The sequence below is a fragment of the Ramlibacter sp. GS1-15 genome (assembly GCF_057785015.1).
The window spans coordinates 852571-863271 of the sequence record NZ_JBYNTU010000001.1 but is presented as its reverse complement, the minus strand read 5'-3'; the positions used below and the strand labels follow the sequence as shown (position 1 = coordinate 863271).

Below are 10701 nucleotides of genomic sequence, written 5' to 3'. Positions count from 1 at the left end.
GATGGCACGCCGTCTCCTGCGCGCGGCCGACCTTTTTTGCGCCACGCTGGGCGGCGGCCCCTCGGCCGGGGAAAGCCTGCTGGTCACCCCGCTGTTTCACTCGATCCACCGCAGCCGCGAGGATGCCGCGACGTCCGTCCTCGCTCCGCATGAGCGGATCACCGCCGACGACCTGCGCCGCTTCCTCGACGCGATGCTCGGCGCCGGGTATCGCGCGGTATCCCCGGTCGCCATCGAAGCCGGGGTGCAGCCGCCCGGCCGTTGCCTGCTGGTCACCTTCGACGACGGCTACTACAACAACGTGCACGCCCTCGACGCGCTCGCGGAGTTCCGCGTGCCCGGCGTGTTCTTCGTCAGCTCCGGCTTCGTGCGGGAGGGCCAGGCGTTCTGGTGGGACGTGCTGGCGCGCGAGTTGCGACGTTCCGGCGCGGACGAGCGGACGATAGTCGCGGAGCTGAACCAGATGAAACGCCACACGCCCGAGCGCATCGAGGCGTTGCTGCGCCAGCGCTTCGGCGATGCCGCGCTGCGCCCGACGGGCGACATCGACCGGCCCTTCACGCCCGACGAGCTGCGCGACTTCGCCCGCCATCCCTGGGTCCACCTGGGCAACCATACGCGCGACCACGCGATCCTGCCCCATTGCGACCCGGCCACGGTCAAGGAGCAGATCGAGGGCTGCCAGCGCGACCTGTACGCGATGACGGGCTGCACGCCGGCGGCCATCGCCTACCCGAACGGGAACTACACCCCCGCGATCGGCCAGGCGGCGCGCGACGCGGGACTGCGACTCGGGTTGACCTGCCGTCCGGCGGCCGACCGGCTTGCGCCGAAGCGCGACCTGATGACGCTGGGGCGCTACCTGGTGCGCGAGGACGAGGATTTCGCCCTGCAGTGCCGCATGATGGGCGCCGGCTTCATCCCCAGCCATCGCATCAAGTCGCTGCTGATGTCAGCCGGGTGACGGGCGCTTCACCGTCCGGGTGGCTATATTGGCGACCCGATGTTCCGCAAAATCCTGATCGCCAACCGCGGCGAGATCGCCCTTCGCATCGTGCGCGCGGTCCGCGACCTGGGCGCGCACGCCGTGGCCGTGTACGCGCAGGACGATGCCCATGCACCGCACGTCGCGTTCGCCGACGAAGCAGTGGCGCTGTCGGCGAGCGGGCCCGCCGCCTACCTCGATGTCCAGGCGCTGGTCGCGATCGCCAGGCAGACCGGGTGCGACGCCGTGCACCCGGGCTACGGTTTCCTGTCCGAACGCGCGGAGTTCGCGCAGCGCTGCACGCAGGCCGGCATCACGTTCATCGGCCCCGATGCGCGGCAGCTCGGGCTGTTCGGCGACAAGGCCCGGGCGCGGGCGCTCGCGTGCCTGTGCGACGTGCCCACGCTGCCCGGCAGCGAAGGCGCGGTCACGCTCGAACAGGCCCGCGAGTTCCTGCGTGCCCAGCGCGGCGCGGGCGTCATGCTCAAGGCGATCGCCGGGGGCGGCGGGCGCGGCATGCGCGCGGTGACCGACGAATCGCAGCTCGCGCAGGCGTATGCGCGCTGCGCGTCCGAGGCGCAGTCCTTCGGCGCCGCGGGCGTGTACGCCGAGCGCCTGATGAGCGGCGCGCGCCACATCGAGATCCAGGTGATCGGCGATGGCACGCAGGTCATGGGCCTGGGCGAGCGCGAATGCTCCCTGCAGCGGCGCTTCCAGAAACTGGTGGAGATCGCGCCCAGCCCCAGCCTGTCGCCGGCGATGCGCGAGCGGCTGGAACAGGCGGCGCTCAAAATGGCGCGCGAAGTCGGCTATCGCAGCCTCGGCACCTTCGAGTTCCTCGTCGACGAGGCCTCCGGCGAACTGCCCTTTGTCTTCATCGAGGCGAACCCGCGGCTGCAGGTCGAGCACACGGTCACGGAGGAAGTCACCGGCCTGGATCTCGTGCAATTGCAGATCGCGGTGGCGGCCGGCGCGTCGCTGGCCTCGCTGGGCCTCGATCACCCGCCGAAGCCACAGGGCTTCGCGATCCAGTGGCGGGTGAACGCGGAGACGCTGGACGCCGAAGCCAACGCGCATCCCTCGAGCGGCACGCTCGCGCGCTTCGACCTTCCCACGGGGCCCGGCGTGCGCATCGACACGCACGGGGTCGCGGGTGCGCAGCCCTCACCCCACTACGACACGCTGCTCGCGAAGCTGGTCGTCCATTCGCGCGGCCCGGACTTCGCCGATGCCGTGCGCAAGTCGCGCCGCGCGCTGGCCGAGATGCACATCGATGGGCTCGCCACCAACCTGCCGCTGCTGCGGGCGATCGCAGCGCGCCCGCAGTTCGCGCAGCAGCGCGTGCACACGCGCTGGCTGGAAGAGGAGCTGGCGTGCTTGCTCGCTGAATCGGTGGACGAACGCGCTCGCGTTGCGCCGGGCCGCGCCCCGGAACACGTCGAGGAAGGCTTCTTCGCGCTTCGTGCGCCCATGGCCGCGCGGCTCGTGCAGATCGACGCCGGCGCGGGCGAGCTCGTCGCCGCCGGCGCGCAGGTCGCCGTGCTCGAGGCGATGAAGATGGAGCACGTCCTGCACGCGCAATCGGCCGGCCGGGTCCTCGAGTGGCGCGCCGCGGCAGGCGACTACCTCGCCGAAGGCCAGGTGATCGCGGTGATCGAGCCGGCGGATGCGGGACACGCCGTCCCGCACCCAGGCGAGGACATCGATCCCGATGCGGTCCGCCCCGACCTGCAGCGCGTGATCGAGCGCCACGCGTTCCTGCTCGACGAGAACCGGCCCGAAGCCGTCGCCAGGCGCCGTGCGCAAGGCGGCCGCACCGCGCGCGAGAACGTCGCGGATCTGTGCGACGAAGGCAGCTTCATCGAGTACGGCGCGCTGGCCGTGGCCGCGCAAACCCGCCGCCGCTCGATGGAAGACCTCATCGCCAACACGCCCGCCGACGGCATGATCACCGGCATCGGCACGGTGAACGCGAAGGATTTCGGCGCGGAGAAGTCGCGCTGCGTGGTGATGGCCTATGACTACACCGTGCTCGCCGGCACGCAGGGCATGCGCAACCACCACAAGAAGGACCGCATGCTGTCGCTGGCGCACCAGCTCGGGCTGCCCGTGGTGCTGTTCGCGGAAGGCGGTGGGGGGCGGCCCGGCGACGTGGATATGCCCATCGTCGCGGGTTTGAACAACCACACTTTCTCGCAATTTGCCGCGCTGTCGGGCAAGGTGCCGGTGGTCGGCGTCGTGCACGGCCGTTGTTTTGCGGGGAATGCCGCGCTGCTGGGCTGCGCCGACGTCGTGATCGCCACCGAGCACAGCAACATCGGCATGAGCGGCCCCGCGATGATCGAAGGCGGCGGCCTGGGGACCTTCAGGCCCGAGCAGATCGGCCCGAGCAGCGTGCAGTCGCGCAACGGCGTGATCGACGTGCTGGTGAAGGACGAGGCCGAGGCGGTCGGCGTCGCCCGGCGATACCTCTCCTATTTCCAGGGGCCGCTGGCGCACTGGACCTGCGCCGATCAGCGCGCGCTGCGCCAGGCCGTGCCGGAGAACCGGCTGCGCGTGTACGACATGCGCCGCGCGATCGAAGGCCTGGTCGACAGCGGCACCGTGCTCGAGCTGCGCGCCGGCTTCGGCGCCGGCATGATCACCGCGCTCGCCCGCATCGAGGGCCGCCCGGTCGGCGTCCTCGCGAACAACCCGCAGCACCTGGGCGGCGCCATCGACGTCGAAGCCGCCGACAAGGCCGCGCGCTTCATGCAGCTGTGCGACGCGCACGGCCTGCCCATCGTGTCGCTCACGGACACGCCCGGATTCATGGTCGGGCCCGACATCGAGGCGCAGGCGCAGGTGCGGCACTGCTGCCGGATGTTCGTCGTCGCCGCGCATCTCACCGTGCCCTGTTTCGCCATCGTCACGCGCAAGGGTTATGGCCTGGGCGCGCAGGCGATGACCGCGGGCGGCTTCGACGCGCCGGTGTTCACCGTCTCGTGGCCCACCGGCGAGTTCGGCGCGATGGGCCTCGAAGGCGCGGTGAAGCTCGGCTTCCGCAAGGAGCTCGAAGCAGCCTCGCCCGGTGAAGAGCGCGAAGCGCTCTACCGCAAGCTCGTGGCCCGGCAGTACGAGAGCGGCCAGGCGATGAACATGGCCGCGACGCTGGAGATCGACGCGGTGATCGACCCGGCCGAAACGCGCGCCTGGCTGGTCCGTGGACTCGCGACCGCGACCGTGCCACGTGCGCGATCCGCCCGCTTCGTCGATACGTGGTGAACGGCTGGGCCGCTGTCAGTGCTCCGGACGTTTGATCCGGTTGCGCTCTTCGTGCAGCCACTGCTTCATGGCGCTGTGGGCGCCTTCGCCGCTGCGGCCCTCGCGGGCGGCTTCTTCCCCCGGCTCTTCCGGTGCGGGAACGGCCGTCTCGTCGGGCGGCTCTTCCGGTTGGGTTTGATTCTTCATTCCAATCTACTGCTCATTGGTTGTGCCCGGCCTTCGTAGGGGCTGGTACGCGGCGGATTCTAGGAGCCGCATGGCACAGCAGCATGAGACAGCCGCAACAAGCGGCAATTCAAGAGCTGGGACGGAATGCGCGTGAATGACGGGCTACACCGCGGCAGAATTCCAGCAGCGAGCCCAGGTCGGTCTTGTCGAACACCGCGTTGGCGCCAAGCTCGAGGCAGCGGTTGCTCACGGCCGGCGACGCGTAGGCACTGAAGACGACCACCGTGCCATCGGGCGAATTGCGGCGGCAGCGCGCCACCACGCCCAGTCCCGCACCCTGTTCGAGCAGAAGGTCGATGATCGCCAGGTCCCATGCGTCCTTGTGCTCATCCAGCCAGAAATTGGCCTCGGCCTCGGTGCCGGCCTCGCCGACGAAGGTGAATCCCTGACCCGCGAGCACGTCCGCCAACAGCTGCCGGGTCTTGGCCGAGTCATCCACCAGAAACACCCTGACGTCCATCGAGTCTCCTCTCGGCCGGGACCGCCCGCCGACCTGCATCGCAGGATTTGGCGGCGGAGTGCCCGCGAAGTCTGTAGGACGGTGGCTACTGATGAGGTTGTTACAGCTGGACCCGGGTGCCCAGCTCGATGACCGCATTGCCCGGGATGCCGAAGTAATCGACCGCGCGGCTCGAGTTGCGCGACATCGCCTCGAACAGGTTCTGTCGCCAGCGCGCCATGCCACCCTTGGGCCGCGGCACCACGGTTTCGCGACTGAGGAAGAAGGAGGTGGAGAACAGGTCGATGGCGAGGCCGTGGTTCGCGCACAGCGCGAGCGCCGCCGGCACGTCGGGCTTGTCCATGAAGCCGAAGTGCAGCGTCACCTGCCAGAACCCGTGCCCCATGTCTTCGACCTCGCAGCGGCGCGCCTCGGGCACGAACGGCTCCTCGAGGAAATCCAGCGTGAGCACGACATTGCGCTTGTGCAGCACCAGGTTGTGCTTCATGTTGTGCAAGAGCGCCTGCGGCACGACGTTCGGTTCGGCCGACAGGAAGACCGCCGTGCGGTCGACGCGCGTGATGTTGACGTCCATGCCCAGTCCTTTCACGAAATCCTGCAGGTGCAGCAGTTCGGCGCGCAACGTCTCGTGCAGGAGCTCGCGGCCGCGGTTCCACGCGGTCATGAGCACGAGGAACGCCGACGCGAGCGCCACCGGGAACCAGCCGCCTTCGACGAACTTGGTCGAGCAGGAGACGACCAGCAACAGGTCGAGCGCGATGAAGAACGTCGTCGCGGCCACGGAGATCCACATCGGGTAGCCCCACGCGCGTCGCACCACGAAGTACGTGAGCACGGTCGTGATGAGCATCGTGCCGGTCACCGCGATGCCGTAGGCCGATGCCATCGCCGACGAACTGCCGAAGCCCAGGCACGCCAGCACCACGGCCGCGAGCAGGAACCAGTTCACCGCGGGCACATAGATCTGCCCGCGCTCGCGGGCCGAGGTGTGCACGATGTGCATGCGCGGCAGCAGCCCGAGCTGGATCGCCTGCTGCGTGAGCGAGTACGCGCCCGAGATCACGGCCTGCGACGCGATGATGGTCGCCGCCGTCGCCAGCGCCACGGCCGGCACGAGCATCGCCGCGGGGAACGCGTGATAGAACGGGTTGTCCAGGGCCTTCGCGTCGCGCAGCAGCAGCGCGCCCTGCCCGGCGTAATTGAGCGCGAGCGCCGGCAGCACCAGGCCGCTCCACGCGAGGCGGATCGGCCGCTTGCCGAAGTGGCCCATGTCCGCATACAGCGCCTCGGCGCCCGTGATCGCCAGCACGACGGCGCCCACGGCGAGGAACAATCCCCAGCCGCGCTCGGCCAGGAAGCGCCACGCGTGGCGCGGATCGATGGCCACGAGGATCTCGGGCGACTGCCCGATCTGCCACAGGCCCACCGCGCCGATCACCAGGAACCACACGATCACCACCGGCCCGAACCAGCGGCCGACGGTCGCCGTGCCGTGACGTTGCGCAAGGAACAGCCCGCCGAGGACGCCGATGGACAACGGCAGGACCCACGGCTTGAGCGCCGGCGTGACGACTTCCAGGCCTTCCACGGCGCTCAGCACCGAGATCGCCGGCGTCAGCACGCTGTCACCGTAAAAGAGGCACGCGCCGAACGCGCCCAGCAGCAGGAGCCGGCGCCGGAGTGCGGGCTTGCCCGCGGCCGTGCTCGTGGCCAGCGCCAGCAGCGCCATGATCCCGCCTTCGCCGTGGTTGCTCGCGCGCATGATGAGCGCGACGTATTTCAGCGTGACCACCAGCATCAACGCCCAGAAGATCACCGACACCGCGCCGACCAGCGTCTCGGCGTTCATCGGCACGCCTGTCGTCGGCGAGAAGATTTCCTTGACCGTGTACAGCGGGCTCGTGCCGATGTCGCCATAGACGACACCCAGCGCGGCGACGGTCAGCGCGGCCGTGCCCTGGCGCTTGAACGGCTCATCGGTCGGCGCAGATGCTGCGATGGTGGGGGCGTGCATACCGGGTCCTCTTCTCCCGTGGGAACAGGACCGGGTTGTCGCACTGGCTGCGTAAAAGCCGCATAAATGCCGGTACGCAATGGCCCTGCGAAAAGCCCTCCCCGACCGCCGACCCGGTGTCGCTGTTGATCGCGCGATGTGTCGCTCGCGTCAGGCGGTGCCCGGCTGGCCGATTTTTAGATGAGGACTGACGGGCACCGCCTGACGCGAGCTGCCCCCGCGCGGTCAATCGTCGCCGGTGTCGAGGCCCGGGAACAAGTCCCCCAGCTTCTTGCCGCTGCCGCCGCCACCGCTTCTGGGCGTGCCCTTCGGGTATTCCTCCGCGATGCGGTCTTCCCAGTAGGTCGTGGGGTTCGGCGCGGCGCAGAAACGGCGGAACACTTCGTCGGGCACATGCTTGTAGGCACGCACCGTGCCGTCGTCCCATTGCAGGTCGAGCTGCTTCGTCGCGGGGTCGTAGTCCGCCTTGCGGATGCGGCCGCTGGTGAAGGTCTTCGTGGCCATAGCCATCGCACTCTACTCCCGGCTCAGGTAGGCGGCATCCGACACCACTTATGGCAGGGCCAACCTTTGCAGGATGCCGGCGGCGTGTTCAGATGGGGGCCGACGACGCGAGTGAAGAACAATGCGTACGTTCATCCGTTCCCCTGCGCGCACGATGCGGCGCCTCGACCGCTCACCGGCCCGCGCGGCCTGGCTCAAATCCCCGTGACGAGTCCGTCCCGATTCGCGTCCTCGCGGCGCTGACTTTCACATCCGTCACGAAAGGATCGAACATGAACAGGCTATTCATCGGCCTGGGGACGGCTGCGTGCCTGGGCTTTGCAGGCCTGGCTTGCGCGGCGAACGGCAGCATTGCCGCCTCCATGGCCAGGGACTACTGGATCGCAGTGAAAAAGAACGAGGAGCGCGCGCAACGCGAAGCGGCAACGCGCGTTGCAGCGGCCGAAGCGGCGCTCATTCGTCCGCCAGCCGATACCCCACGCCGAGTTCGGTGAGCAGGTAGCGCGGCTGCGCCGGATCGTCCTCGATCTTGGCGCGCAGGTGGCCCATATAGATACGGAGGTAGTGCAACTGGTCCACCTGCTCGCTGCCCCACACGTCGGTGAGCAGCTGCCGGTGCGTGAGCACCTTGCCCGGCGCGCGCGCGAGCCGCTCGAACAGCTTGAACTCCATGGGCGTCAGGTGCACCGGCTCGCCCCGGCGCGTGAGCTGGTGCGCCTCGCGGTCGAACGCGAGTTCGCCGATGCGCAGCAGCGACGACACCTGCGGCACCGCGGCCGCGCGGCGCAGCATCGCGCGCACGCGCGCCAGCAGCTCGCCGACGCCGAAAGGTTTGGTGAGGTAATCGTCGGCACCGGCGTCGAGTGCGGCGATCTTCTCCGGCTCCTGCGTGCGCGCGGAGAGCACGAGGATCGGTGTCGCGATCGCCGGACGCAGGCTGCGGATCAGGCTCACGCCGTCTTCGTCGGGCAGTCCCAGGTCGAGGATCATCAGGTCGGGCGTGCGCGTGCGAACCTCGCTGCGCGCCTCGCGCGCCGTGGTGCACGTGCGCGGCTTCAGCCCCGCCGCGCTCAGGCTCGCCGCAACGAACTGCGCAATCGAGCCGTCGTCCTCGACGATCAGGATGTCGCTCATGTCCGGGCCTGCTCCAGCGGCAGGTCGATGCGGAATTCCGTGCCGGGCTCGCAGCGCTGCGCGGCGATGCGGCCGCCGTGCGCGCGCACGATCAACTCGCAGATCGCCAGGCCCAGCCCCGCCGTGCCGGCCTGCCCCTGGGCGCCTTGCCGGAAGCGCTGGAAGATGGCCTCGGCTTCTTCGGCCGCGATGCCCTCGCCGCGGTCGCGCACCGCGATGAAGAGGCCTTCGCGGCTGCGCCCGGCCGTGATCTCGATGCGTGCGTCCTGCGGCGAATGGCGCACGGCGTTGTCCACCAGGTTCGCGATCACCTGCGCGAGCAGCGCGGCCTCCGCCCTGACCGGGGGCAGCGAAGGCGTGACGCGCAATTGCACGCGTGCATCGGGCCAGCGCTTGCGCATGCGCGCCACCGCCGCGCCCAGGACCTCCTCGACCGATTCCCATTCCAGCCGCAATTGCGCCTGGGGCTGCGACAGGCGCGCGATCTGCAGCACGTTGTCGGCCATCGCGGTGAGGTCGCGCGTCTCGTTCTCGATGTTGGCCAGCAGCTTCTCGCGCTGGGCGAGCGGCAGTTGCTCGAACTGGCCGCGCAAGGTGGTGGCCGTGCCGAGGATGCCGGCCAGCGGCGTGCGCAGGTCGTGCGAGAGCGAAGCGAGCAGGGTGTTGCGCGCGGCTTCGGCGCGCGCGGTGTCCTCGGCGCGGCGTGCCGCCGTGGAAGCGCGCTCGCGCTCGATCGACAGGCCCACCTGGCGCGCCAGCGCGTTCCAGTGCTCGAGCAGGTCGCGCCCGGGCTGGTCGGTGGGATGGAGCAGCAGTTGCACGGCGCCCGTCGCGCCGTGTCGCGCGAACGGCGCGCACCACAGCGGCAGGTCCGGCCAGTCGTCGTTGCCTCGCCCGAGTGGCCGGCCGCGCTCCATCGCCCAGCGCGCCGCGCCCTCGTGGAACGGCGCGCTTTCGGGCACGCCCCAGCGGCGCAGGTCCACCGCGTCCTCGCCCACGAGGAATACGGCGCTGGACCGGCGCAGCGTGTCGTGCAGCCACTGCGCCGCGCACTGGGCCATCGCTTCCGCGCCATTGCAGTGCGCGAGCTCCTCGGACAGCTGGTGCAGTTGCGTGCGGCGCTGCTCGCCCAGTTCGGCGCGCGCGCGGCCTTCGCGCAGGTTCGCCACCAGCGTGCCGATCGCGATCGACAGCGCCAGCAGCACGGCCAGAATCCACCAATACTCCGCGCCTTCCACCTCGAAGGTGTAGCGCGGCGGGATGAAGAAGTAGTTGAGGGCCGAGACGCACAGCACCGAGGCGAACACCGCCGCCAGCCGGTCGAGCGTCAGCGCGCACAGCACCGTCGCGACCAGGTACACCATCGCGAGGCCCGCGACGGACATGACGCCGTCAAGGAGAAAGCAAGCCCCGGTCGCGACCCCCGCGGCCGCGAGGGCCCACAGGTAGGCAAGCGCCGGGTGCTGTCGGTGCGACATACGCGCATCGTCGCACAATCGCGCCATGCGTTTGTCGATCGCCATCGTCATGGCCCTTGCCGCCTGCGCCGCAATGGCGCAGTCGGCCGGATTCCGTGACCGTGTCGTGCAGCTCGCGCTGATCTACGGCGAATCGAGCGGCATCGATCCGCAGGGGTTCAAGGTGCAGGCGCGTGAGGTGGGCCGGAAAGAGGCGGGATGCGCGGATGTGGAAATCGTGACGACGCGTGGCGACGAGGTCGTGCGGCGCGAAACCGTGCGCGCGTGCCACGGCGGGCGACCCCGGCCTGCGCCGGGGTGACTGCCATCACTTGCCCTGCTCGGCCCCGTACGTCTTCACCAGGTAGTCCACGATCACCGGCATGTCCTCGTCGGGGATCGGCGCCTTGAACACGGCCTTCATGCGCTTGACCATGTTCTCCCAGTACCCGCGCGGCGCGGTGGGCGGCTGGTACAGCAGGTACTCGGCCGAATGGCAGGCGACGCAATTGGCCTGCGCCTTCGCATAGCCGGGCAAGGCGCTGGGCTTGAGCTGCTCGGCGTCGGGCGGCATCTGGATGGTCTTCGTCGCCGCGAACGCGCTGGTCGCCAGGGCCAGGGCAATGACGAGGATGGCGAGTTTCCTTTCGCTCAT

10 protein-coding genes are annotated in these 10701 nt (G+C 69.7%); 3 read left to right on the top strand and 7 right to left on the bottom strand.

Annotated features, from left to right (window positions below):
* The first annotated feature begins 1 nt into the window (after position 1).
* Together AC3EF3_RS04270 and AC3EF3_RS04265 are read left to right on the top strand one after the other, a co-directional pair.
* The gene (locus tag AC3EF3_RS04270; protein WP_488530910.1) at positions 2-964 is read left to right on the top strand and encodes a polysaccharide deacetylase family protein; all 963 of its coding nucleotides are present in this window, start codon (positions 2-4) and stop codon (positions 962-964) included.
* A gap of 39 nt (positions 965-1003) precedes the next feature.
* Positions 1004-4249: a carboxyl transferase domain-containing protein gene (locus tag AC3EF3_RS04265; RefSeq protein WP_488530909.1), complete on the top strand. Its 3246-nt coding sequence runs from the start codon at positions 1004-1006 to the stop codon at positions 4247-4249.
* A gap of 15 nt (positions 4250-4264) precedes the next feature.
* Here the strand turns inward: AC3EF3_RS04265 and AC3EF3_RS04260 are convergent, their stop codons facing one another.
* From AC3EF3_RS04260 to AC3EF3_RS04235, 6 genes are all read right to left on the bottom strand, one after another.
* On the bottom strand, positions 4265-4435 hold the full coding sequence (locus AC3EF3_RS04260) for a hypothetical protein (protein WP_488530908.1): 171 nt from the start codon (positions 4433-4435) through the stop codon (positions 4265-4267).
* A 109-nt stretch (positions 4436-4544) separates the two neighbouring features.
* On the bottom strand, positions 4545-4937 hold the full coding sequence (locus AC3EF3_RS04255; protein WP_488530907.1) for a response regulator: 393 nt from the start codon (positions 4935-4937) through the stop codon (positions 4545-4547).
* A 100-nt stretch (positions 4938-5037) separates the two neighbouring features.
* On the bottom strand, positions 5038-6951 hold the full coding sequence (locus AC3EF3_RS04250; protein WP_488530906.1) for a potassium transporter Kup: 1914 nt from the start codon (positions 6949-6951) through the stop codon (positions 5038-5040).
* A gap of 225 nt (positions 6952-7176) precedes the next feature.
* Positions 7177-7455, bottom strand: coding sequence for a KTSC domain-containing protein (locus AC3EF3_RS04245; RefSeq protein ID WP_488530905.1), 279 nt, complete (start codon positions 7453-7455; stop codon positions 7177-7179).
* A gap of 453 nt (positions 7456-7908) precedes the next feature.
* Positions 7909-8589, bottom strand: coding sequence for a response regulator (locus AC3EF3_RS04240; RefSeq protein ID WP_488530904.1), 681 nt, complete (start codon positions 8587-8589; stop codon positions 7909-7911).
* Positions 8586-10067 carry an ATP-binding protein gene (locus tag AC3EF3_RS04235; protein ID WP_488530903.1) on the bottom strand — a complete coding sequence of 494 codons (1482 nt, stop codon included), beginning with the start codon at positions 10065-10067 and terminating at the stop codon, positions 8586-8588. The genes AC3EF3_RS04240 and AC3EF3_RS04235 overlap by 4 nt, the downstream gene beginning before the upstream one ends.
* Before the next feature lie 25 nt (positions 10068-10092).
* On the opposite strand from AC3EF3_RS04235, the gene AC3EF3_RS04230 reads away from it, so the two are divergent.
* The gene (locus AC3EF3_RS04230; RefSeq protein ID WP_488530902.1) at positions 10093-10368 is read left to right on the top strand and encodes a hypothetical protein; all 276 of its coding nucleotides are present in this window, start codon (positions 10093-10095) and stop codon (positions 10366-10368) included.
* Between the two features lie 6 nt (positions 10369-10374).
* Here the strand turns inward: AC3EF3_RS04230 and sorB are convergent, their stop codons facing one another.
* The gene (sorB, locus tag AC3EF3_RS04225) at positions 10375-10701 is read right to left on the bottom strand and encodes a SorB family sulfite dehydrogenase c-type cytochrome subunit (protein WP_488530901.1); all 327 of its coding nucleotides are present in this window, start codon (positions 10699-10701) and stop codon (positions 10375-10377) included.

What these genes read in the sequence shown, in the direction of transcription:
- AC3EF3_RS04270 (WP_488530910.1), top strand. Translation starts at nt 2, where the DNA reads ATGGCACGCCGTCTCCTGCGCGCGGCCGACCTTTTTTGCGCCACGCTG.
- AC3EF3_RS04265 (WP_488530909.1), top strand. Translation starts at nt 1,004, where the DNA reads ATGTTCCGCAAAATCCTGATCGCCAACCGCGGCGAGATCGCCCTTCGC.
- AC3EF3_RS04260 (WP_488530908.1), bottom strand. Translation starts at nt 4,435, where the DNA reads ATGAAGAATCAAACCCAACCGGAAGAGCCGCCCGACGAGACGGCCGTT.
- AC3EF3_RS04255 (WP_488530907.1), bottom strand. Translation starts at nt 4,937, where the DNA reads ATGGACGTCAGGGTGTTTCTGGTGGATGACTCGGCCAAGACCCGGCAG.
- AC3EF3_RS04250 (WP_488530906.1), bottom strand. Translation starts at nt 6,951, where the DNA reads ATGCACGCCCCCACCATCGCAGCATCTGCGCCGACCGATGAGCCGTTC.
- AC3EF3_RS04245 (WP_488530905.1), bottom strand. Translation starts at nt 7,455, where the DNA reads ATGGCCACGAAGACCTTCACCAGCGGCCGCATCCGCAAGGCGGACTAC.
- AC3EF3_RS04240 (WP_488530904.1), bottom strand. Translation starts at nt 8,589, where the DNA reads ATGAGCGACATCCTGATCGTCGAGGACGACGGCTCGATTGCGCAGTTC.
- AC3EF3_RS04235 (WP_488530903.1), bottom strand. Translation starts at nt 10,067, where the DNA reads ATGTCGCACCGACAGCACCCGGCGCTTGCCTACCTGTGGGCCCTCGCG.
- AC3EF3_RS04230 (WP_488530902.1), top strand. Translation starts at nt 10,093, where the DNA reads ATGCGTTTGTCGATCGCCATCGTCATGGCCCTTGCCGCCTGCGCCGCA.
- sorB (WP_488530901.1), bottom strand. Translation starts at nt 10,701, where the DNA reads ATGAGCGAAAGGAAACTCGCCATCCTCGTCATTGCCCTGGCCCTGGCG.